21 protein-coding genes and 7 tRNA genes are annotated in these 19,812 nt (G+C 73.3%); 17 read left to right on the plus strand and 11 right to left on the minus strand.

Features of this window, described 5'->3' with window-relative positions; all coding sequences use genetic code 11:
- Window positions 1–66 precede the first annotated feature (66 nt).
- Window positions 67–885 carry a TrmH family RNA methyltransferase gene (locus tag ACZ68P_RS19400; protein WP_471007634.1) on the plus strand — a complete coding sequence of 273 codons (819 nt, stop codon included), beginning with the start codon at window positions 67–69 and terminating at the stop codon, window positions 883–885.
- A 91-nt stretch (window positions 886–976) separates the two neighbouring features.
- Here the strand turns inward: ACZ68P_RS19400 and ACZ68P_RS19405 are convergent, their stop codons facing one another.
- Complete coding sequence (locus ACZ68P_RS19405) at window positions 977–2,137, minus strand: serine/threonine-protein kinase (protein WP_365719476.1); 1,161 nt, start codon at window positions 2,135–2,137, stop codon at window positions 977–979.
- Between the two features lie 195 nt (window positions 2,138–2,332).
- Between ACZ68P_RS19405 and ACZ68P_RS19410 the strand changes: the two genes are divergently transcribed.
- The 4 genes from ACZ68P_RS19410 to ACZ68P_RS19425 all read left to right on the plus strand — a co-directional run bounded on the left by ACZ68P_RS19410 (window position 2,333) and on the right by ACZ68P_RS19425 (window position 4,410).
- A complete protein-coding gene (locus ACZ68P_RS19410; RefSeq protein ID WP_137990476.1) occupies window positions 2,333–2,566 on the plus strand; it encodes a hypothetical protein in 234 nt (77 codons plus the stop codon).
- Between the two features lie 188 nt (window positions 2,567–2,754).
- Window positions 2,755–2,922, plus strand: coding sequence for a hypothetical protein (locus ACZ68P_RS19415; RefSeq protein ID WP_365719474.1), 168 nt, complete (start codon window positions 2,755–2,757; stop codon window positions 2,920–2,922).
- A 206-nt stretch (window positions 2,923–3,128) separates the two neighbouring features.
- Complete coding sequence (locus ACZ68P_RS19420) at window positions 3,129–4,082, plus strand: phosphotransferase family protein (protein WP_471007638.1); 954 nt, start codon at window positions 3,129–3,131, stop codon at window positions 4,080–4,082.
- A 40-nt stretch (window positions 4,083–4,122) separates the two neighbouring features.
- Window positions 4,123–4,410 (plus strand): TFIIB-type zinc ribbon-containing protein, encoded by a 288-nt coding sequence (locus tag ACZ68P_RS19425; protein WP_356895117.1) that lies wholly within the window; start codon window positions 4,123–4,125, stop codon window positions 4,408–4,410.
- A 58-nt stretch (window positions 4,411–4,468) separates the two neighbouring features.
- On the opposite strand, the gene ACZ68P_RS19430 is transcribed toward ACZ68P_RS19425, so the two are convergent.
- The 5 genes from ACZ68P_RS19430 to ACZ68P_RS19450 all read right to left on the minus strand — a co-directional run bounded on the left by ACZ68P_RS19430 (window position 4,469) and on the right by ACZ68P_RS19450 (window position 4,950).
- Window positions 4,469–4,543: transfer RNA gene (locus ACZ68P_RS19430), tRNA-Val, on the minus strand.
- Window positions 4,544–4,584: 41 nt separating this feature from the next.
- Window positions 4,585–4,656 (minus strand) — tRNA-Val (locus tag ACZ68P_RS19435).
- A 35-nt stretch (window positions 4,657–4,691) separates the two neighbouring features.
- Window positions 4,692–4,763, minus strand: a tRNA-Val gene (locus tag ACZ68P_RS19440).
- Window position 4,764: 1 nt separating this feature from the next.
- A tRNA-Cys gene (locus ACZ68P_RS19445) sits at window positions 4,765–4,838 on the minus strand.
- Window positions 4,839–4,877: 39 nt separating this feature from the next.
- Window positions 4,878–4,950, minus strand: a tRNA-Gly gene (locus ACZ68P_RS19450).
- Window positions 4,951–5,205: 255 nt separating this feature from the next.
- Here ACZ68P_RS19450 and ACZ68P_RS19455 point away from each other — a divergent pair.
- The 3 genes from ACZ68P_RS19455 to ACZ68P_RS19465 are packed head-to-tail and all read left to right on the plus strand — an operon-like array spanning window position 5,206 to window position 7,981.
- A complete protein-coding gene (locus tag ACZ68P_RS19455) occupies window positions 5,206–6,258 on the plus strand; it encodes a chorismate-binding protein (protein WP_471007641.1) in 1,053 nt (350 codons plus the stop codon).
- A complete protein-coding gene (locus ACZ68P_RS19460) occupies window positions 6,255–7,085 on the plus strand; it encodes an aminotransferase class IV (protein ID WP_471007642.1) in 831 nt (276 codons plus the stop codon). The genes ACZ68P_RS19455 and ACZ68P_RS19460 overlap by 4 nt, the downstream gene beginning before the upstream one ends.
- 56 nt (window positions 7,086–7,141) lie before the next feature.
- Window positions 7,142–7,981: a GNAT family N-acetyltransferase gene (locus ACZ68P_RS19465; protein ID WP_471007644.1), complete on the plus strand. Its 840-nt coding sequence runs from the start codon at window positions 7,142–7,144 to the stop codon at window positions 7,979–7,981.
- A 21-nt stretch (window positions 7,982–8,002) separates the two neighbouring features.
- On the opposite strand, the gene ACZ68P_RS19470 is transcribed toward ACZ68P_RS19465, so the two are convergent.
- Entirely contained in the window at window positions 8,003–8,527 is a 525-nt protein-coding gene (locus tag ACZ68P_RS19470; RefSeq protein ID WP_471007646.1) for a DsbA family protein, read from the minus strand.
- Between the two features lie 167 nt (window positions 8,528–8,694).
- On the opposite strand from ACZ68P_RS19470, the gene ACZ68P_RS19475 reads away from it, so the two are divergent.
- Both ACZ68P_RS19475 and ACZ68P_RS19480 read left to right on the plus strand, forming a co-directional pair.
- A complete protein-coding gene (locus ACZ68P_RS19475) occupies window positions 8,695–9,123 on the plus strand; it encodes a hypothetical protein (protein ID WP_471007649.1) in 429 nt (142 codons plus the stop codon).
- An 81-nt stretch (window positions 9,124–9,204) separates the two neighbouring features.
- Window positions 9,205–9,372 (plus strand): hypothetical protein, encoded by a 168-nt coding sequence (locus ACZ68P_RS19480; protein WP_471007753.1) that lies wholly within the window; start codon window positions 9,205–9,207, stop codon window positions 9,370–9,372.
- Window positions 9,373–9,418: 46 nt separating this feature from the next.
- On the opposite strand, the gene ACZ68P_RS19485 is transcribed toward ACZ68P_RS19480, so the two are convergent.
- Together ACZ68P_RS19485 and ACZ68P_RS19490 are read right to left on the minus strand one after the other, a co-directional pair.
- Window positions 9,419–9,976, minus strand: coding sequence for a CGNR zinc finger domain-containing protein (locus ACZ68P_RS19485; protein ID WP_471007652.1), 558 nt, complete (start codon window positions 9,974–9,976; stop codon window positions 9,419–9,421).
- Between the two features lie 378 nt (window positions 9,977–10,354).
- Window positions 10,355–10,768: an SsgA family sporulation/cell division regulator gene (locus ACZ68P_RS19490; protein ID WP_015032345.1), complete on the minus strand. Its 414-nt coding sequence runs from the start codon at window positions 10,766–10,768 to the stop codon at window positions 10,355–10,357.
- 190 nt (window positions 10,769–10,958) lie between these two features.
- On the opposite strand from ACZ68P_RS19490, the gene ACZ68P_RS19495 reads away from it, so the two are divergent.
- Window positions 10,959–11,381: a TIGR02611 family protein gene (locus ACZ68P_RS19495; RefSeq protein WP_471007655.1), complete on the plus strand. Its 423-nt coding sequence runs from the start codon at window positions 10,959–10,961 to the stop codon at window positions 11,379–11,381.
- Between the two features lie 66 nt (window positions 11,382–11,447).
- Window positions 11,448–11,522: transfer RNA gene (locus ACZ68P_RS19500), tRNA-Val, on the plus strand.
- A gap of 58 nt (window positions 11,523–11,580) precedes the next feature.
- Here the strand turns inward: ACZ68P_RS19500 and ACZ68P_RS19505 are convergent.
- Window positions 11,581–14,148, minus strand: coding sequence for an SCO7613 C-terminal domain-containing membrane protein (locus tag ACZ68P_RS19505; RefSeq protein ID WP_471007656.1), 2,568 nt, complete (start codon window positions 14,146–14,148; stop codon window positions 11,581–11,583).
- An 83-nt stretch (window positions 14,149–14,231) separates the two neighbouring features.
- Between ACZ68P_RS19505 and ACZ68P_RS19510 the strand changes: the two genes are divergently transcribed.
- Together ACZ68P_RS19510 and ACZ68P_RS19515 are read left to right on the plus strand one after the other, a co-directional pair.
- Window positions 14,232–14,678: an SRPBCC family protein gene (locus tag ACZ68P_RS19510; RefSeq protein WP_471007657.1), complete on the plus strand. Its 447-nt coding sequence runs from the start codon at window positions 14,232–14,234 to the stop codon at window positions 14,676–14,678.
- 39 nt (window positions 14,679–14,717) lie between these two features.
- A tRNA-Val gene (locus ACZ68P_RS19515) sits at window positions 14,718–14,789 on the plus strand.
- Window positions 14,790–14,848: 59 nt separating this feature from the next.
- Here the strand turns inward: ACZ68P_RS19515 and ACZ68P_RS19520 are convergent.
- Window positions 14,849–15,574: an exonuclease domain-containing protein gene (locus tag ACZ68P_RS19520; RefSeq protein ID WP_471007659.1), complete on the minus strand. Its 726-nt coding sequence runs from the start codon at window positions 15,572–15,574 to the stop codon at window positions 14,849–14,851.
- A gap of 99 nt (window positions 15,575–15,673) precedes the next feature.
- Between ACZ68P_RS19520 and ACZ68P_RS19525 the strand changes: the two genes are divergently transcribed.
- The 3 genes from ACZ68P_RS19525 (at window position 15,674) to thrS (ending at window position 19,661) form a co-directional block, all read left to right on the plus strand.
- Entirely contained in the window at window positions 15,674–16,261 is a 588-nt protein-coding gene (locus ACZ68P_RS19525; protein WP_471007660.1) for a DUF4365 domain-containing protein, read from the plus strand.
- Window positions 16,261–17,532 carry a hypothetical protein gene (locus ACZ68P_RS19530; protein ID WP_471007662.1) on the plus strand — a complete coding sequence of 424 codons (1,272 nt, stop codon included), beginning with the start codon at window positions 16,261–16,263 and terminating at the stop codon, window positions 17,530–17,532. Before ACZ68P_RS19525 ends, ACZ68P_RS19530 begins: the two co-directional genes overlap by 1 nt.
- A gap of 152 nt (window positions 17,533–17,684) precedes the next feature.
- On the plus strand, window positions 17,685–19,661 hold the full coding sequence (thrS, locus tag ACZ68P_RS19535; RefSeq protein ID WP_471007664.1) for a threonine--tRNA ligase: 1,977 nt from the start codon (window positions 17,685–17,687) through the stop codon (window positions 19,659–19,661).
- The last annotated feature ends 151 nt before the right edge of the window (window positions 19,662–19,812 follow it).

Raw genomic sequence — 19,812 nt, forward strand, 5'->3', positions numbered from 1 at the left:
CGCGCCCCTCCGCACGCCCCCGCCGCACACGTTGGCACCGCACCCCGGACAAGGCAGTATCACCTCGTGGCCGAACTCATCACCATCGACGACCCCGACGACCCGCGCCTGCGCGACTACACCGGCCTGACCGACGTCGAGCTGCGGCGCAGACGCGAGCCGGCCGAGGGGCTCTTCATCGCCGAGGGCGAGAAGGTCATCCGCCGGGCCAGGCAGGCCGGTTACGAGATGCGGTCGATGCTGCTCTCCGCCAAGTGGGTCGACGCCATGCGCGACGTCATCGACGAGGTCCCGGCGCCCGTGTACGCCGTACAGCCGGACCTCGCCGAGCGGGTCACGGGCTACCACGTGCACCGCGGCGCCCTCGCCTCCATGCAGCGCAAGCCGCTGCCGACGGCCGAGGAACTCCTGCGCACGGCCCGCCGGGTCGCCGTCATGGAGTCGGTCAACGACCACACCAACATCGGCGCCATCTTCCGCAGCGCCGCAGCGCTCGGCATGGACGCGGTGCTGCTCTCCCCGGACTGCGCGGACCCGCTGTACCGCCGCTCGGTGAAGGTCTCCATGGGCGCGGTCTTCTCCGTCCCGTACGCCCGCCTGGAGACGTGGCCCCGGGGCCTGGAGGCCGTCCGCGAGGCGGGCTTCAAGCTGCTCGCGCTCACCCCCGACGAGAAGGCGTCCCCGATCGACGCGGCCGCCCCGCACAAGCTGGAGCGGGCGGCGCTGATGCTCGGCGCCGAAGGCGACGGCCTGTCCGCGCAGGCTCTGCGCGCCGCCGACGAATGGGTGCGCATCCCGATGGCCCTCGGGGTCGACTCGCTCAACGTGGGCGCGGCCGCCGCGGTCGCCTTCTACGCGGTCGCGAGCGGCCGCCCCCAGGACTGACCCGGGTCGCACCAGCCAGGGGTGGCTTGCCGATTCCGCCGGGGTCGCTGCGGCCGGCTCGACAGGACGCCCCTGGCCCCCGCCGGGAGTCTCAGCCCTGCAGGGCCTGCGCGGCGGCGATACCCAGGGCGACCACCAGCGTCACCACCACGAAGACGAAGAGCCGCTGCCGCAGCAGCCGGGGGTTGGCGGGCCTGCGGCCCGTGGACGTGGACCGCGCACCGGGCCGGGACGCCGTCGAGCGGCTGTTCGGCCGCGACGGCGGTGCCTGCCTGCCGCCCGTGCGCGGACCGGACGGCCGCGACGCCGGGCCCTGAGCCTGCCCGCCCTGGGTCCCGCGCTCGGTGTACCGCTCCGTGGGCCGGCTGCCCGTGCCCGTGGACTGCTCCGTGCGCTCCCGCTGCGCCGGCGGGCGCGAGGCGGGCAGACCCTGCGCCTCGCGCGCGGCGATCTCCTTCAGCCGCATGGACAGCTGGAGGGTGCTGGGACGCTCCTCCGGATCCTTCGCCAGACACGCCCGTACGAGCGGGGCGAGGGCGTCCGGTACGCCGTGGAGCTGCGGCTCCTCGTGCACCACGCGGTAGAGCATGACCTCCGAACTGCCGTGCCCGAAGGGGGAGTCCGCCATCGCCGCGTACGCGAGGGTGGCGCCGAGCGAGAACACGTCCGTGGCCGGGGTGACGGCCGCGCCCCGCACCTGCTCGGGCGCGAGGAATCCGGGGGAGCCGACGGCCGTGCCCACGTGGGTGAGGGTGCTGGCGCCGGTGGCCCAGGCGATGCCGAAGTCGATGATCCGGGGGCCCTTGGGAGACAGCAGGATGTTCGACGGCTTGAGGTCCCGGTGGACGACCCCGGCCTCGTGGACGGCGACGAGGCCCTCCGAGAGCGCGGCCCCGATCGCGGCCACGTCGGCGGCCGGCAGGGGGCCTTCCTCGGCGACACGGTCGTGCAGGGAGGGGCCCGGGACGTACTGGGTGGCGAACCAGGGGCGGTCGGCCTCCAGGTCGGCGGCGACGAGGCGGGCCGTACAGCCCCCGCGGATCCGCCGTGCGGCGGACACCTCGCGCGCGAAGCGCGAGCGGAACTCCTGGTCCTCGGCGAGGTCCGGCCGGATCACCTTGAGCGCGACGCGCTGTCCCCGCCGGTCGGAGCCGAGATAGACGACCCCCATACCGCCGGCGCCCAGCCTGCGGTGGAGCCGGAACGACCCGACGATCCGCGGATCCTCGCGCCGGAGCCGCATCATCGCCATGTCCGTCCCCTCGTCCGTTCGACGTGGCACAGCTTACGTATTGGCGCCCCGGTGTGCTCATAGGCCGCGCCCTCCCGGACGGATCGATTGTCAGTGCTGAGGGGGACACTTGAGGGGTGGTCAGGACGCGGCCCACGGCCGCGGACGAAGCCATGGGATTTCCCAATGTCCGGTCACAGAAGGGGGATTGGCTCGATGAAGGGTGATCGCGTGGAGATAGTCGTGGATGCGGGGGACACGACACGGACGTACGAAGTGGTGGCAAGCCGGGCGGGCCGGAGGGTGGAGACGGCGGTCCGCCGAGGGGTGGTGGAAGTGAGCGAAGTCACCCGCACCGGCGTGGTCGTCCGGACGGCCCGCTTCATGGCGAGCCGGGTCCTCGCCCTGGTCGAGCAGCCGGTGCCCCTCAGGGAAGACCCTCAGTCCTGAGGAGGCGTCTCCACCCAGGGGAGTACGCGGTGAGGGGGTGGGTCATCCTCCGGGAGGCCCGGAAGTCGGTACGCGGGCATGACGTTCCGGCGGTGCCCGGTCCCTAATGTTGTGGTCAAGCGGCGGGTGCAGCACTCGTCCCCCGAGGTCAGACACCCGCCGCTGTCAGACACGACAGGAGAGGACCCATGGCGTACACGGCACCGCGGATGAACACCCGCCCTTCGGGCCGTCGCCACCCCCTGGTGGCGACCGCCATGGTCCTCCCTCTCGCGACCCTGCTCGTGGTCGTCTTCGGCGGCTGGGACGCGGTGGTCACACAGGCGTCGTCCGTGGGCGTGATGCTGGGGCGCTGAACAGCGCCTCGGACCCGGGAGAGCGGCCCGGGTCGGGGACATCCGGCCAACAACCCCGTGGGGACGGGGGTGCGGCGGACGGCAGCGTGTGGCCGGTCAGCTGGGGAGCTGACCGGCCCTCGCGCTTTCCCGGCCCGGTCTTCGCGGGCGGGAGGCGGACGGGGCTCACCCCGCCGGGCCGGTCGGCCGCGGCGTACGCTCCCGGGGTGCACGCCCACGACCTCGCCCTGCTGCGCACCCTCGCACGCGCCACCGCCCACCCCGGCCCCCCGGCCTCCGCCACCCCGGCCGTCTGCGCCTGTCACGAGGGCGTTCTCGCCGACCGGGAGGACGGCACCGTCGTCCGGCACGGCGGGGTCGTCGTGAAGGCGCACGCGCCCGGCACGGGTGGGCCGCCGCATGACGCGCGGATGGCCGTCGCGGCGGACGCCCGGCTCCGCGAGGTCCTGCTCCCTCCCCTCGCGACCCCCGCGCCCGCCGACGGCACCGCTGTCGACGGCCGCCTCGTCACCGCCTGGCCGTACGGCCTCCCTGTCGACCCGGCCGACCCCGACGCGGCCCCCTGGGAGGACGCGGCCCGGCTCCTCGCCCTCCTGCACCGGACACCCGCCCCCGCGGGCCTCCCGCCCATGCGCGCTCCCGCCAAGGTGGCCCTGGCCGTCGAGCGCATGCGCGCCGCGGGGCGGCACCCGGCGACCCAGGCGGTGCTGCGTGCCTGGAACTCCCTGCCCGCGCGGCCCGGACCCGCGGCCGGACACCTCTGTCACGGCGATTTCCACCTCGGCCAGCTGGTCCGCGCCCCGGGCGTCCCCCGGAGTCCCTGGCGGCTGATCGACATCGACGACGTCGGCGTGGGCGATCCGGCCTGGGACCTGGCCCGCCCCGCCGCCTGGTTCGCCGCCGGCATCCTTCCCCCGGACGTCTGGTCCCGTTTCCTCGGCGCGTACGGCGCCGCCGGTGGCCCGGCCGTCGCCCCCGAGGACCCGTGGCCCCAACTGGACGTTCCCGCCCGCGCCCTGACCGTCCAGACCGCGGCGCTCGCCGTCGCCAAGTCCACCGCCGAGGAGCGGCCCCTCGACGAGGTCGAGGAAGTGATGATCGACACCTGTGTCCGAATCGGCTCACTCCGAACCGAGTTGCCCCCGCCTGCGTCCCCCTAGAGTGAAGCCACCATTCGACCGGCAGGGAGTTGAGCCGAGCATGCAGTGTCCCAAGTGCCACGCAGCGATGCACACGTACAACCGCAATGGCGTCCAGATCGAGCAGTGCAGCGGCTGCCGCGGGATATTCCTGGACTACGGCGAGCTGGAGTCCCTGACCCGCCTCGAGTCCCAGTGGGTCCAGCAGGCTCCGCCCGCCCCCGCCCCGCCCGCCTACCCGGCGCAGCCCGCGCCCGCCGCCCCGGCCTGGGGCGCCCCGCACCACGGCGGGCACCACGGTGGCCACTACCGCCAGCGCGGTTTCGGTCGCATGCTCTTCTCCTCCTGACGGCGGAGGAGCGGAACGCGGAAGCCCCCGGCGCCGAGAGGCGGCCGGGGGCTTCGTGTGGTGCGCGATACTGGGATTGAACCAGTGACCTCTTCCGTGTCAGGGAAGCGCTCTCCCGCTGAGCTAATCGCGCGGGACGGTCCCGAACCATCCGGAACCAGGTGTTGTGCTGCGTGCGCGATACTGGGATTGAACCAGTGACCTCTTCCGTGTCAGGGAAGCGCTCTCCCGCTGAGCTAATCGCGCGGGGATCCTTGCGGACCGTGATCCTTGCGGATCAGTGGACGATACTGGGATTGAACCAGTGACCTCTTCCGTGTCAGGGAAGCGCTCTCCCGCTGAGCTAATCGTCCTTGGAGGTGGAGACGGGATTTGAACCCGTGTAGACGGCTTTGCAGGCCGTTGCCTCGCCTCTCGGCCACTCCACCAGGAGTGAATACGGGGGGTCGGGAAGATCCCCCACATCGAGCGGACGACGAGATTCGAACTCGCGACCCTCACCTTGGCAAGGTGATGCTCTACCAACTGAGCCACGTCCGCTTGTCGTTTCCGGTGCGCTTGCGCGTCCCGGCGACGTGTTGAACTCTAGCGGATTCCCGGGCCAGCACAAAAACGCGTTTCCGCAGCGTGCTGAGCTGCCCGCTTGTCCGCGGCCCGGCCCGGGCGCCCAGGAGCGTTCGCCCGACGTTCACTCCGCGTGTTCCCCGGGTGGCTCGCAGCCCCCGCGTGCCACCTCCGCCCCTACCCCCTCGGTGGGCCCCGTCATCGCTCCGCCGCCCGCCTAGACTCGCACCCGTGCACGACCTTGTTCCTCTGGCCCGCTTCGGCGGCCTCGTCGCGACCGACCTGCGGGATGTCACCAGTGACCCCGAGGCCCTGGACTCCGCCGGCTTCTGGGCCGTCTCCGCGGACTTCGAGGGCCGTCTGACCTGCGCCCGCTTCGGCGACGTACGGACGGAGCCCGTCCCCGCCCCGGTGCCGGGAGCCTGGCGCGGCCCCGCCGCCGGTGACTGGACGTCCTCGCTCGACCGCGCCGCGTATACCGAGGGTGTGCGCCGGGTCCGGGCGCACATCGCACGTGGCGAGGTCTACCAGGCGAACCTCTGCCGGGTTCTGTCCGCGCCCCTGCCCGAGCCGGACGCCGCCGACGTCGACGCCCTCACGGCGCTCCTCGCGCGCGGTAACCCGGCTCCGTACGCCGGAACGATTCGCCTGCCCGCCCACGGCGTCGAGATCGCCACCGCGTCCCCCGAGCTCTACCTGCGCCGTGACGGCGGCACCGTCGAGTCGGGTCCCATCAAGGGCACCGGCCGGACCGCGGAGGACCTCCTGGAGAAGGACCACGCCGAGAACGTGATGATCGTGGACCTCGTGCGGAACGACCTCGGCCGCGTCTGCGCCACCGGATCCGTCACCGTCCCCGAACTCTGCGTGGTCGAGCCCCATCCCGGCCTGGTCCACCTCGTCTCCACGGTCCGCGGCGAACTCGACGTGAAGGCCGGCTGGCGCGAGCTGCTCGACGCCACGTTCCCGCCCGGCTCCGTCACCGGGGCCCCCAAGTCCAGCGCGCTGCGGATCATCGAGGCCCTGGAGACCTCCCCCCGGGGCCCCTACTGCGGCGGTATCGGCTGGGTCGACGCCGACCGCCGCACCGCCGAGCTCGCCGTGGGGATACGGACCTTCTGGATCGACCGCGCCGAGGGCCTGCTCCGCTTCGGCACGGGGGCGGGCATCACCTGGGGCTCCGACCCCGAGCGCGAATGGGCGGAGACGGAATTGAAGGCGTCCCGCCTGCTGGCGGTAGCGTCGGGTACGTACGAGGCGAGCGGAAAGGCCATCTCTCGATGAAACTGTGGGTCAACGGCGGGCTGTACGACGCGGACCAAGCCCGGGTGTCCGTCCTGGACCACGGGCTGACCGTCGGCGACGGCGTCTTCGAAACGGTCAAGGCCGAGCGCGGCGGGACCTTCGCCCTCACCGAACACCTCGAACGCCTCACCCGCTCGGCACGCGGCCTCGGCCTGCCCGACCCCGACCTCGACGAGGTCCGCCGCGCCTGCGCCGCCGTCCTGGAGGCCAACCCGATGGAGCTCGGCCGGCTTCGCATCACGTACACCGGCGGGATCTCGCCGCTCGGCTCCGAGCGCGGTGACGCGGGCGCCGGGCTCGTGGTGGCGCTCGGCGAGACGAAGCGCCGCGCCGACTCCACCGCCGTGGTCACCGTCCCCTGGACGCGGAACGAACGCGGCGCGCTCACCGGCCTGAAGACCACCTCCTACGCCGAGAACGTCGTCGCCCTCGCCCGGGCGCACGAACAGGGCGCGTCCGAGGCGCTGTTCGCCAACACCGTCGGACAGCTCTGCGAGGGCACCGGCTCCAACGTCTTCGTGGTGCTCGACGGCCACATCCACACCCCGCCCGTCTCCTCCGGCTGCCTGGCCGGCATCACCCGGGCCCTCGCGGTGGAGTGGACCGGCGCCAGGGAGACGGACCTGCCGTTCGACGTCCTGGACAGTGCCGAGGAGATCTTCCTGACGTCGACCCTGCGTGACATCCAGGCGGTCCACCGGGTCGACGGCCGCACGTGTCCCGGAGCGCCCGGACCGGTGACGGCCAAGGCGATGCGGATCTTCGACGAGCGGGCGTCCGCCGACCGGGATCCCCGCCTGGCGTGACACCCGCCGGGTAAATCCGGATGACGGCGGCCCGGTGGGTGGGTAGAACACCTCTGATGACCACCACCCTGCGGCCGGCCGGGCCGCTTCAGCAGACCTCCGGCGGCGGCCGTTCGCGCCCCTTCGACGTGTGCGTGAACAGCCGTCGCGTCGGCTCGCTCCATCTCTCCACCGCGCCCGGCTTCGGCGCCGCGTGCGGGGTGATCGAGGACCTGCGGATCGACGAGCGGGACCGCCGCCGCGGCCGGGGCACGGTCGCCGCGCTCGCCGCGGAGGAGGTGCTGCGCGGCTGGGGCTGCCGCGAGGTCCAGATCTCCGTCCCCGCCGCCGCCGAGGCGGCGCTGCGGATGGCCACGGCCCTGGGCTACGTCGAACGCAGCCGCAACATGGACAAGGAGCTGCCCCGGGAGCCGCCCGTCCTCCCGCCGGACGTCGGGATCCGCCGCATGACGGAGGCGGAGTACGTCTCCTGGGCCGTGAAGGCCAAGGAGGAGTTCGCGCGGAGCTGGATGGACCGGGGCGTGCCGGAGGACCAGGCGCGGGCCAAGGCCGAGGCCAGCCACCGTGAGCTCCTGCCCCGTGGCCTGGCCAGCCCCGGCACCGAGATCCACGTGGCGGTGCGCGACGGGGAGACCGTCGGACAGATCTGGACCGGACGGCGCGAGCTGAGCCCCGGCCGGAACGGGGCGTACGTCTACGACATCGAGGTGGCCGACGGTGCGCGCGGCCGCGGCTACGGCCGGGCGCTCATGCTGCTCGCCGAACGGGTCGCGCTCGACGCGGGCCAGAGCCTGGTCGGCCTCCACGTCTTCTCCGGCAACACCCCGGCCCTTCGCCTCTACGCGTCGCTCGGTTACCGGACCACCCACGTCAACAGCTACAAGGCGGTCCTGTAGAGCCCCGCGGAGCCGGCCGACTCAGCCGGCGTGGGCCAGGAGACGGTCGGCGATCTCCTCGACGCGCTCGCGCAGGCCGTCCTGGCTCTTGCCGCCGTCGAGACGCTTCCCGTCGATGACGTAGGTGGGGGTGCCGGTGACCTTGATGGCCTTGCCCTCCGCCTCGTCGGCGTCGACGGCGAGCAGATGCCGGCCGTCGATCAGGGCGGTGTCGAACTCCTCGGCGTCCAGGCCGAGTTCCCGGGCCACCTCGATCAGCACGGACTCCCCCTGCCGGCCGAGCTCCTCGGTCCTGGCGAGGAGCGCCTCCGCGTACGGCCAGCCCTTGCCCTGCTCGGCCGCCTCCTCCGCGGCCTGGGCGGCGGCGTACGCGTGCTTGTGCTTCTCCAGCGGGAAGTGCCGCAGTCGTACGTCCACGCGGTCGCCGTACTTCTCGCGCAGCGCGCGCACGTCGTCGAGGGCCTGGAAGCAGTCGGGGCACTGGAGGTCGAACCAGGCCTCCAGGACGACGGGGGCGGAGGCGGGCGCGGTGGTGGAGTCGCTCATGGGAGCAGTCTTCCAGCCCTCGGCGGCGCGACCCAACCGGGACCTGGGGAGGAGATCGTCGGGGTGCGACCCGGAGATCTCCCTGAGGTCGGCCCCGGTACGTGGCCGGGACCGGCCCCGGCGGTGCAGGATGGAAGGGACGTATCGCCCGGCGCCAGGAGGACCGCATGCTTGCCGAGACCATCTGCTCCGCGGTGTCCGTGGCGGGCCTGGGCATCGCCGCGATCACGGCGTACCGCAGGCGCTTCCTCACCGCGGCCAGGATCGCCGCCTACGCCCTGGTGCCGGTGGGCCTGGTGATGACGGGGGCGGTGGAGTGGCTCGCCGCGACCGCCTTCAGCCCCATGGCCTGGGCCGGCTTCGGGGTCCTCGGGGTGGCCTGGCTGCTGTTCATGACCACGCGCGCCGTCGAGCGGCGCAGGGGCGGCGGTCGCCAGGAGGCGACCGGCGGCGAGCGGGCCCAGACCGCGGCGCCCGCCGCGTCCGCGCCCTCGCTCGGCCGCGGTCAGCGCGGCGCGACGCCCGAGCCGCGGGCCACCCAGGCCGGGGACGACTTCAGCGATATCGAGGCGATCCTGAAGAAGCACGGGATCTGACGGGAGGCGGCGTCCACGGGATGGGGTGAACTGCCCTCCGCGTGAGGCGTGTTGCGAGCGGTCGGGGCGGGTGGCTGCGACATGATCGCATCCGAGATGCTCGATACCTCGCGGGATCACACCCCCGCCGCCACCGAAGAGCCGCGCGGTTGTCTGTTCGCGCTCTCCCAGCCGCCACTGATGATCTTTCTCGCGGTGATCGGCTGTCTGCTGCTGATGGCCGCCGTGCACGACCTCTTCCTGCTGTGAGCAGGTGCCGTCCGGTTCCCGCTGTGAGGAGGTGCCGTCCGGTGGATCAGCCGGCGGCTTCCTTGCGGCGCGCCCGGTACGCCGCCACGTGGAGCCGGTTGCCGCAGGTGCGGCTGTCGCAGTAGCGGCGGGAGCGGTTGCGGGAGAGGTCGACGAAGGCCCGCCCGCAGTCCGGTGCCTCGCAGCGCCGCAGCCGCTCCTGCTCGCCCGCGACGACGATGAACGCCAGTGCCATGCCGCAGTCGGCGCCGAGGTGGTCGGAGACCGAGGCTCCGGGGGCGAAGTAGTGGACGTGCCAGTCGTAGCCGTCGTGGTCGGTGAGCTGCGGAGTCGTGCCCGCGGCCGCGACGAGCTGGTTGATGAGCGTGGCCGCGATCCGGGCGTCCGGTGCGGCGAAGACGGCCGCGAACCTGCCGCGCAGCTCCCGGACCGCCTTGAGGTCCTGTGCGCCCAGCTCGCCCACGTCGCTGATGTCGTGGGCCCGCACGAAGGCGTGCAGCGCCTGGAGGTCCTCGAGCTCGTCGACGCGGTCGCCCTGTGGAGCGGTGTTCATCAGGTCGACGACGGTGTCGAGGGCAATCCGGGTGTCGTGGGGGATCAGCACGATTCGCTCCCTGGCCTGCTGCGGGCGGGCGCCCGCGGAATTGCGCTGACTCTAGCGGCTCGGCCGCGACGGGCCGGGAGCGGTCCGAAAGCGGGCCGGAACGGGGCCGAAAGCAGGCGCCGACCGGCTCATGGGACCGGAAAGCGGCCACACCGTCCGACCGGGGGACGCTTCAGGCCGTCCGGCCCGCCCGGTCACGAGGGTGCCCGCGCCGTCCGGAAGGTGCCTGACGGCCCGCCGGACGGCGCGGCCGGAAAACGGGCATCGGCGCCCTCACCGCGCCGGCTGCGCGGTGAGGACGCCGATGTTCGCCGTAGGGGCTTTCCGCCCGGCGCCGTCTCCCCGAGTCGGACGGCGCCGTGCGGCTCTCGGCCTGGCTCAGCTGTCGGCCAGGATGTGGGAGAGCTCGGTGTCGAGATCGAAGTGACGGTGCTCGGTGCCCGGGGGCACGGCGGCGTCGGTCCTCTTCAGGAACGACTCCAGGGCCCTCGCCGGGGCCTCGAGCAGGGCTTCGCCCTCTGGGGAACTCAGTGCGATGCAGACGACGCCCTGACCGTGACTGCGGGACGGCCAGACTCTGACGTCGCCGGTGCCGGTGGGCCGGTGCAGCCCCTCGGCGAGAAGGTCGCGGGCGAAGACCCACTCGACCGTCTCCTCGGCTCCGGTGTGGAAGGTGGCGTGCACGGCATACGGATCGGCCGTGTCATACCGCAGGCCCGCGGGTACAGGCAGTGAGGACTCGCTCGACACAACGAGGCGCAGGTGCAGCTCGCAGCTGACCGTGGTGTTCATAAGCGCCAGGGCCTTTCGCTCAGTGTGCGCTCGGGGATTCGCACGTCGGCGAAATCGACATGCCACCTACGGTGCCGTTGTAAACCCCTCTGTCTGTTTTGTGAACGTTCAGGTAGCTCGTATGGGGGGGTGTGACTTCGGGTAATACCGCCATACCGGTGACGGCGCCGAATCCGGTAGGTTGGGACCCATGAATGCGGAGAGTGACGAGCGCACCGGGGAGTCCGCGGCCGACGGCGACTCCGAGCTGGGATCCCGGGCGCCCGAGTTCATCAAGGCCCGCCGGACCCTCCACCTGAGCTGGCAGGTCGGCGTCTTCATCGTGGGTCTCGCCGTCGTCGGCGCCGGCGTCGTGATGCTGCCCCTGCCGGGGCCCGGCTGGCTGGTGATCTTCGGCGGCATGGCGATCTGGGCGACCGAGTTCGTCTGGGCCCAGCTCGTGCTCCGCTGGACGAAGCGGAAGGTGACCGAGGCCGCCCAGCGGGCCCTCGATCCCAAGGTCCGCAGGCGCAACATCATCCTCACGACCGTCGGTCTGGTGATCATCGCCGTACTCGTCGGAATCTACCTCTGGAAGTTCGGCTTCGTCATGCCGTGGAAGATCGACCAGTGAGCTCCGGGGCATGCCCGAGGCGGTCGAGGGGACCCGCTGACATGCGGTAATGTTTGCGGTGCGCCCGGGCGATTAGCTCAGTGGGAGAGCGCTTCGTTCACACCGAAGAGGTCACTGGTTCGAACCCAGTATCGCCCACCACCCGGACCGAAGGCCCGGAGACCGACAGGTCTCCGGGCCTTCGGCGTCCCGGCCGGGGCTACCGCATCCTGCCCAGCCGCTCACGCAGGCGCCGGGCGTCCCGCAGGCGCTGCTCGTAGGTCGCGCCCACCGCCAGGAGCAGCAGACCGGCCAGGGCCGGCGGCAGCCAGCGGGGCAGCGCGCCCACGGCCTGCACCACGTACGGAGCCAGCTCGTGCAGCCCGTCCAGGGCCAGCGCGCAGCCGCCGAGGACCAGCAGCGCCTGAAGCCGGAACCGGGCCCCCAGGAGCGTCACCGCCAGCGCGGCCACCCCGAGGAGCAGCGGCCGCACCCAGTCGGGATCCGTCCAGGCCACGAAGAGGCTCGGCACCAGGGTCGCCGCGAGGCCCGGACCGTACGCCGTCCAGGACGACGCCCCCGGATCGCGGCGGCGGCGCAGCGCCCCGACCGCCAGCGCGGGCACGGTGACCGGGAGCGTGTACGCCTCGGGCGTCGCCACGTCCGAGGCGGCGAGCCGCACCCAGGTCGCCAGCAGGAACAGGCCGGCCGCCGCCCACGCGGCCACCCGGCGCCGCTCCGGGCGCACCGCCGTCGCGGCCGCGATCACCCCGCCCAGGGCGAGGACGAGTGCCAGGACGGCCGGCCGGGAGACGGCGAGCCCGACCGCGAGCAGTCCCGCCACGGCACCCGTGATCTCCAGGGGCACGGCGACCGGCCGCCGGCCGAGCCGGGCGCCGAGGGCCGCCGTGGCCGCCGGGACCAGCAGCAGGAGCAGGGCCGTGCGGTGGCCGGGGAACTCCGCGGCCGCCGCCACGGCCAGGACGAGCCCGGTCAGCGACACCACCGCGGCACACGCGGCGACGGCCCGCCGCGCGCCCTGGCCGAGGAACGCCACGGCCGTGAAGAGGCCGAGGAACACGCCCAGCGCCGCGAACGTCGCACCCCGTGTGTCCAGGGCCGCGGCGACGCCGCTCACCGCCGACGCCAGACCACAGGCGAGCGCGCTCCAGCCGAGCACCTCGCGCGGCGGGAGAGGGGCCGGGGGCACCGCGGCCGTCGGCCCCCAGGACGCCCACGGGCCCCAGGCGGGGGCCTGCGCGCCGCCGACGGCCGCCCCGGAGGGCGGAGGAACGGTGCCACCGGCCTGCGCGGCCGTGGCCGGCCCGGCACCCGCAGCCGCCTCGCCGCCGCCCGTCCCGGCGGGGGCCTGCCCGGCCGGCGCCGGAGACTCGGGCGACCGCCGGGCCGAGGGCACCCGCAGCCCCCGGGCCACCAGCTGCGGGCGCACCGCGAGGAACAGCGCCGCCGCCACCGTCACCAGCCGGAGCGTCAGCCCCACGCCGTACGGCGGCTCCAGCGACAGCGTCAGGGCCGTCAGCACCGCCCATGCCAGGAACAGGGCGCCACAGCGGGCCCACAGGCGCGGCACCGCCGCCAGGGCCGACGCCGCGATCAGCAGCACCAGCGGGGCCGTGGCCGGGTAGGACGCGAGCGCCGGCTCGGCGTGCGCGCCCGACCACACCGCCGTCGTGCGCGCCGCCGGCGCCAGGAGCGCCGCCACCACCGGAGGCACCGCCCACGCCACACCCAGCGCGAGGACTCCGCCCCCGGCGCCCGCCAGACCGAGCCGCACCGCGCGCGGCGCCGTCGAACGCAGCGCCGCCGCGAGCGCCACCGCGCACAGCACGTACCCCGGCACCTGCCAGTCGCCCGGCAGCGCGGCGCGCAGCACACCGCCGGCCGCCGTGATCATCGCGAGGCCCGCCACCACCGAGGCGGCCGTCGCCACCCGCGGCATCCGCCACGCGAGGATCAGCGCCGGCGCGGCGCCGGCCAGCAGCAGGACGCCCGCCGGAAGGGCCGAGGTGAGCGACAGCCAGCCACCGGACAGCACTGCCCAGCCGCCCAGCATGCCGCCGCCGACACCTGCCGTGACCCGTACCGCCGCGGGCTTCGCCCACAGCACCAGCGCCAGATCCGCGGCCGCCGTCACGAGCGCCGCCCAGGCCGTCGGGAGGAGACCCCCGCCCGCCGCCTGGACACCGAGGAGCAACGGGAGTTGAGCGGCCACCACGGCCGCCGGCAGCGGAATCCGCAGCCGGCCGAGCGCCGATCCGTACGCCGTCCACGCCCCCGCGAGCACGGCCGACGCCACCGCCGCGTACCCCGCGCCGTCCGTGTCCGCCAGCGCCACCCGGTGCAGCGCGTACGCGTCGAGCACCGTCAGGGCCAGCGCGAGCGCCGCCACCGCCTCGGCCGTGGAGCCCAGACCGCGGCGCAGCAGCGCCACCGGCGCGCCGAGCGCGGCGGACGTCGCCACGAACAGCACCGCCGCGCGGCCGCCGATCCCCATCGACCCCCAGCTCACCAGGGTGAAGGCGACGGCGGCGATCGTCAGCAGGGCCCCGCCGAGGGTCAGGAGGACGTTCTGCGCGCTGCGGGGTGTGGAGTCCGGACGCGGGGGAGCGGGCCAGGGGGCCGTCGCCGCGGGCCGGGCCGCGGGCGCGTGCAGGATCTGCAGCAGCCACGCCCGGCGGGCCAGCAACTGGGCCCTCCGGGCGTCGATTTCGGCCAGCTCACGGTCGACGAGCCGCAGCTCTTCCGCGGGCGGCAGGGGAGTGTTCATACCGGGAGTGTGGCGCGGGGCACACTTCCGGGCCATGCGCGCGCGTACTCAGATCCGGGCCTGAGTACGTCCACACTGGGGGCATGGACCGGTACCACTATCGCTTCCGCAGCGTCTGGCGCCTGGCGGCCCCGCCCGACGCGGTCTACGACGTCCTCGAACGCGGCGAGGAGTACCCCCGCTGGTGGCCCCAGGTCCGCGAGGTCGTCCCCCTCGACGACGCCACCGGCACCGCCCGCTTCCGCTCCGTCCTGCCGTACGACCTCGTCGTCACCGTCCGGGCCCGGCGCAACGACCCGGTCGCCGGCGTCCTGGAGGCCGGGCTCAGCGGCGATCTGGAGGGCTGGTTCCGCTGGACCCTCACCGCCGACCCGGCCGGAACCCGCGCGCTCTACGAACAGGAGGTAGAGGTGCGCAACCCGCTGATGCGCCGCTTCGCCGTCCCCGCGCGGCCCCTCTTCCGCGCCAACCACGCCCTGATGATGCGCGGTGGCCGGCGCGGGCTCGCCGCCCGCCTGCGGCCGGTTTGAAGGAAACCCGCCGGGACCTGTATGGTTCAACCCGTTCCCGGGCGATTAGCTCAGCGGGAGAGCACTTCGTTCACACCGAAGGGGTCACTGGTTCGATCCCAGTATCGCCCACCGGGTCAGGCCGGTCCGTCACACGACGGACCGGCCTTCCGCATCTCGGGGCGCCCGGCTCACGCCGCCGTCCGCATCTCCGGACGCAGCGGCCACGTCGGATCCACCACCTCCGGCGTCCCGTTGCGCGCGAACCACGCCTGCAGCCCGCGCGCCTGCGCGGCGTGCCAGACCGCCTGCAGCGTGTGCAGCTCCGCCGGCGACAGCCGTTCCAGCCGGGACGCGAAGCGCCGCGCCACGGCCCGTACGACGTCCATCGCCGCCGTCGCGTCGGCGGCCGCGTCGTGCGCGCCCTCCAGCTCCACGTCGTACTGCGCGCAGAGGTCCGTCAGCGTCCTGCGGCCCTTGCGGTAGCGGTCCAGATGACGGTCGAGGACCCGCGGATCCAGCACGCACAGAGGAGTGTTCTGCAGATAGCGGCCCAGCGAGGAGGCGCGGTGGCGGCGCAGCTCGCGGTCCAGGATCGTCAGATCGAAGGGAGCGTTCATCACCACCAGCGGACGGCCCGCCGCACACTGCTCGGCCAGCGCCCGTCCCAGCTCCTCCATCACCGGCGCGGGCCACCGCCCGTTCCGCTGGAGGTGATCATCCGTCAGACCATGGACCGCCGTGGCCGCTTCGGGCACCGGCACCCCGGGATTGACCAGCCAGCGCGTCACCCGGGGGCGGCCGCCCGTCATGTCCTGGACGACGAGGGCGGCCGAGACTATCCGGTCCTCCTCGACGTCGACTCCCGTGGTTTCCGTGTCGAATGCGGCCAGGGGCCCCTCGAACCAGTGCGTCATCCCCGAACTCCTCGCACGTGTGCGGCAGATGGCGATCCCCCTGCCCGAATCGGTGATACCCGGGCTGTTTGCGCCGTACGCGGGCCGGTGACAACACAGATGACGGGGAAGGGAATCGACATGGCGCTCGCCCAGCCCGAATCGGGTGGGCTGCCGCCCCAGCGGGCAGCACCACCGCGCGGCTCACTCGCCACCACCGCCTGCATGGAGACACTTCAGGTGGGCTATCTGCACGCGGTCGCGGCGGCTGCGGGCTGCTCGCTGTCGCAGCCGTTTCCGGACAACGGCATCGACTGGCACGTGAGTCACAGCGCTCCCGGCCACACGGTCGACGACGAAGTCACCATCAAGGTGCAGCTCAAGTGCACCTACCAGATACCGCCGAGCCCGCCCGGAGGCACGTTCTCGTTCACGCTCGACAACGCCCACCTGGTGAAGCTCGCGCGGACGCCCGTGTCGGTGCACAAGATCCTGGTCGTGATGCTCGTACCGCGCTCCCAGGAGGACTGGCTGCGGGCCGGGCACGACCGGCTCGACCTACGGCACTGCTGCTACTGGATCAACCTGGCCGGCCACCCGGTCACGGGACAGCGCCGCACCACCGTGCGCATACCGACGGCGCGGATCTTCGACGACCGGGCCCTGTGCGAGATCATGACCCGCGTCGGCGTGGGAGGGAGACCTTGATGCACCGGCCGATCGACGAACCGGAGGGAGGGGCCGGCCACGGCCCCGTCCCCCCGCCCTTCCGCCCCCACCCCACGCCCGGCGAGCTTCCCGGCGGCCCGTGGGCCGACGCGGACGGGCCGCCGGACGCCGGGCAGGTGGACCCGCGGGTCCTCGGCGCGCTCCTGGCCCGCCACGGCTGGCGCCGCCGCGGCGGGGCCACGGGCCGCTACAGCCGCTGGACCCCGCCCGGGAGCGGCGCGGGCATCGGTGCCACGAGCCTCCTGGTCCCGGAGAGCCGCGCCTTCCCCGACTGCGAGGACCTCCTCGAGGACGCCCTGACCGCGCTCGCCCGCAGCGCCGCGCCGTCGGCCCGTGAGGTCCTGGTCGGGCTCACCGTCCCCAGTGACGAGATCCGCTGGTGGCGCGACGTGCCGCCGGGGCCCGCCGGCACGGTGCCGTGGAGCGTCCAGGAGCAGCTCGGCTCGGCCGCCCGCCAGCTGCTGCTGGCCGGGGCCCTCGCCGTCCGGGCGCGGGCCGGCTACTACGGCGCCCGCCACCGCCGCCAGGCCCAGTCCTCCCTGCAGGCCGTGGTGGTCGGGGCCGCGCAGGGCGGCCGGGGCCTGACCGCGTTCGTCCCCGTCGACCCGGGCCGGGCCGTCGCCGTACGCCTCTACCACGCGCTTCACGCCGCCCGGGAGGCCGTCGACTACCAGCGCGCCACCGGCGGCATGGAGGCCTTCGACACCGCCGTCGAGGCCGGCGTGAGCCGCGAGCTGACCGAGGCCCTCGTCACCCTCGTCCGCGGCTCCGAGGGCGCGCGGATCGCCCTGGAATGGGCCCCGGCCGCCGGGGCGCCGGCGGGCTGCGCCACCCGGCCCGAGCCGGTCGAGTTCTCACCGGGCGACCTGCCCGCCCTGCGCGAGGCCGGCGTCCGCTATCTCACCGACGAGCCGTCCGTACCGGTCCGCATCACCGGAGCCGTCGTCCGCATGCGCCGCTCGGGCCCTCGAGGCGAGGGGACCGTACGCCTGCGGGTCCTGGCCGGCGCGGAGGTGCCGCACGTGCGGGTGACCCTGGACGAGGAGTCGTACCGCACGGCCGGCCACGCCCACCTGGTGGGACTGCCGATCCGGGTCGTGGGACGCCTGGAGCGCAGGGGCGGCTTCCGCAGGATGACGGACGCCTCCGGGGTCGTACCGGTGCAGGTGGACGAGGCGGAACGGGACCGGCTGATGAAGTCGCTGCACGAGAACCTCGACTTCTTCGAGGAGGCGTGGGGCGGGGAGTGACCACCGGGGCGCAGCCCCGGGCCCGGGGGTAATCGTTTCGCGGGCAGGCACCACGGCTCGGTACGATCGACGGCGACGCGGCACCTCGTCTCTGCCGCGCACCGTCGGCGCCGGCACTTCGTATCTGCCCGCGCCCCGATGTATGGAGCACCATGTCTGATGTCCGTGTGACCGTCCAGTCCGCCTCAGGAGCCGAGGATCGGGCGGTGAGCGCGGGCACCACCGCCGGCGCCCTGTTCGCCGAGGACCGGTCGGTGATCGCCGCCCGGGTCGCCGGCGAGCTGAAGGACCTCTCCTACGAGGTCAGTGACGGCGATGTCGTCGAGCCCGTCGAGATCTCCTCCGAGGACGGTCTCGACATCCTGCGCCACTCCACCGCGCACGTGATGGCGCAGGCCGTGCAGGAACTCTTCCCCGAGGCCAAGCTGGGCATCGGCCCGCCGGTCCGTGACGGCTTCTACTACGACTTCGACGTCGAGCGGCCCTTCACCCCCGAGGACCTCAAGGCCGTCGAGAAGAAGATGCAGGAGATCCAGAAGCGGGGCCAGCGCTTCTCCCGCCGCGTGGTGACCGACGAGGCCGCCCGCGAGGAGCTCGCGCACGAGCCGTACAAGCTGGAGCTCATCGGCATCAAGGGGTCCGCCTCGTCCGACGACGGCGCGAACGTCGAGGTGGGCGGCGGCGAGCTGACCATCTACGACAACCTCGACGCCAAGACCGGCGAGCTGTGCTGGAAGGACCTCTGCCGCGGTCCCCACCTGCCCACCACCCGGAACATCCCGGCGTTCAAGCTCATGCGCAACGCCGCCGCCTACTGGCGCGGCAGCGAGAAGAACCCGATGCTCCAGCGGATCTACGGCACCGCGTGGCCCTCGAAGGAGGAGCTGAAGGCGCACCTCGACTTCCTCGCCGAGGCCGAGAAGCGCGACCACCGCAAGCTCGGCAACGAGCTCGACCTCTTCTCCATCCCGGACGAGATCGGCTCCGGCCTCGCCGTCTTCCATCCCAAGGGCGGCATCATCCGCCGGACCATGGAGGACTACTCGCGCCGCCGGCACGAGGAGGAGGGGTACGAGTTCGTCTACTCGCCGCACGCCACCAAGGGCGCCCTCTTCGAGAAGAGCGGCCACCTCGACTGGTACGCGGAGGGCATGTATCCCCCCATGCAGCTCGACGGTGGTACCGACTACTACCTCAAGCCCATGAACTGCCCGATGCACAACCTGATCTTCGACGCGCGCGGCCGTTCCTACCGTGAACTTCCGCTGCGCCTCTTCGAGTTCGGCACCGTGTACCGGTACGAGAAGTCGGGCGTCGTGCACGGTCTGACCCGTGCCCGCGGCTTCACCCAGGACGACGCGCACATCTACTGCACCCGTGAGCAGATGGCCGAGGAGCTCGACCGCACCCTCACCTTCGTGCTCAACCTGCTGCGCGACTACGGCCTGACCGACTTCTACCTGGAGCTGTCCACCAAGGACCCGGAGAAGTTCGTCGGCTCGGACGAGGTCTGGGAGGAGGCCACCGCGGTCCTCCAGCAGGTGGCCGAGAAGCAGGGCCTCCCGCTGACCCCCGACCCGGGCGGCGCCGCCTTCTACGGCCCGAAGATCTCCGTGCAGGCGCGCGACGCCATCGGCCGCACCTGGCAGATGTCCACCGTGCAGCTCGACTTCAACCTGCCGGAGCGCTTCGACCTGGAGTACACCGGCCCGGACGGCACCAAGCAGCGCCCGGTCATGATCCACCGTGCGCTCTTCGGATCGATCGAGCGCTTCTTCGCGGTGCTCCTCGAGCACTACGCGGGCGCGATGCCCCCGTGGCTGGCGCCGGTGCAGGCGGTCGGCATCCCGATCGGCGACGCGCACGTCGGCTACCTGCAGGAGTTCGCCGCCGAGGCGAAGAGGAAGGGCCTGCGGGTCGAGGTGGACGCCTCCTCGGACCGCATGCAGAAGAAGATCAGGAACCAGCAGAAGCAGAAGGTTCCGTTCATGATCATCGTCGGTGACGAGGACATGGCGGCCGGCACCGTCTCCTTCCGCTACCGCGACGGCTCGCAGGAGAACGGCATCCCGCGCGACGAGGCCATCGCCAAGATCGCCAAGGTCGTCGAGGAGCGGGTCCAGGTCTGACGCCCGGCCGGGCGTCAGGGCCGACACCAGCCCTGGCGTCCGACCGGCATCCGGCCGTCGGCCGCGTCCGACAGGGTCAGGAGGCCCCCGGGGAGTTCCCCGGGGGCCTTGCCGTGTCCACCGGATCCTCGCCCCGCCGACATCTTCCGAA

Source organism: Streptomyces sp. NPDC036822, from assembly GCF_055609145.1.

Bases quoted from the DNA above. Each gene is read 5' to 3' on its own strand.
- ACZ68P_RS19495 (WP_471007655.1), top strand. From the start codon at position 10,959: ATGAATGCGGAGAGTGACGAGCGCACCGGGGAGTCCGCGGCCGACGGC.
- thrS (WP_471007664.1), top strand. From the start codon at position 17,685: ATGTCTGATGTCCGTGTGACCGTCCAGTCCGCCTCAGGAGCCGAGGAT.
- ACZ68P_RS19520 (WP_471007659.1), bottom strand. From the start codon at position 15,574: ATGACGCACTGGTTCGAGGGGCCCCTGGCCGCATTCGACACGGAAACC.
- ACZ68P_RS19480 (WP_471007753.1), top strand. From the start codon at position 9,205: ATGATCGCATCCGAGATGCTCGATACCTCGCGGGATCACACCCCCGCC.
- ACZ68P_RS19410 (WP_137990476.1), top strand. From the start codon at position 2,333: ATGAAGGGTGATCGCGTGGAGATAGTCGTGGATGCGGGGGACACGACA.
- ACZ68P_RS19510 (WP_471007657.1), top strand. From the start codon at position 14,232: ATGGACCGGTACCACTATCGCTTCCGCAGCGTCTGGCGCCTGGCGGCC.
- ACZ68P_RS19405 (WP_365719476.1), bottom strand. From the start codon at position 2,137: ATGGCGATGATGCGGCTCCGGCGCGAGGATCCGCGGATCGTCGGGTCG.
- ACZ68P_RS19505 (WP_471007656.1), bottom strand. From the start codon at position 14,148: ATGAACACTCCCCTGCCGCCCGCGGAAGAGCTGCGGCTCGTCGACCGT.
- ACZ68P_RS19490 (WP_015032345.1), bottom strand. From the start codon at position 10,768: ATGAACACCACGGTCAGCTGCGAGCTGCACCTGCGCCTCGTTGTGTCG.
- ACZ68P_RS19460 (WP_471007642.1), top strand. From the start codon at position 6,255: ATGAAACTGTGGGTCAACGGCGGGCTGTACGACGCGGACCAAGCCCGG.
- ACZ68P_RS19525 (WP_471007660.1), top strand. From the start codon at position 15,674: ATGACGGGGAAGGGAATCGACATGGCGCTCGCCCAGCCCGAATCGGGT.
- ACZ68P_RS19465 (WP_471007644.1), top strand. From the start codon at position 7,142: ATGACCACCACCCTGCGGCCGGCCGGGCCGCTTCAGCAGACCTCCGGC.
- ACZ68P_RS19415 (WP_365719474.1), top strand. From the start codon at position 2,755: ATGGCGTACACGGCACCGCGGATGAACACCCGCCCTTCGGGCCGTCGC.
- ACZ68P_RS19470 (WP_471007646.1), bottom strand. From the start codon at position 8,527: ATGAGCGACTCCACCACCGCGCCCGCCTCCGCCCCCGTCGTCCTGGAG.
- ACZ68P_RS19475 (WP_471007649.1), top strand. From the start codon at position 8,695: ATGCTTGCCGAGACCATCTGCTCCGCGGTGTCCGTGGCGGGCCTGGGC.
- ACZ68P_RS19425 (WP_356895117.1), top strand. From the start codon at position 4,123: ATGCAGTGTCCCAAGTGCCACGCAGCGATGCACACGTACAACCGCAAT.
- ACZ68P_RS19530 (WP_471007662.1), top strand. From the start codon at position 16,261: ATGCACCGGCCGATCGACGAACCGGAGGGAGGGGCCGGCCACGGCCCC.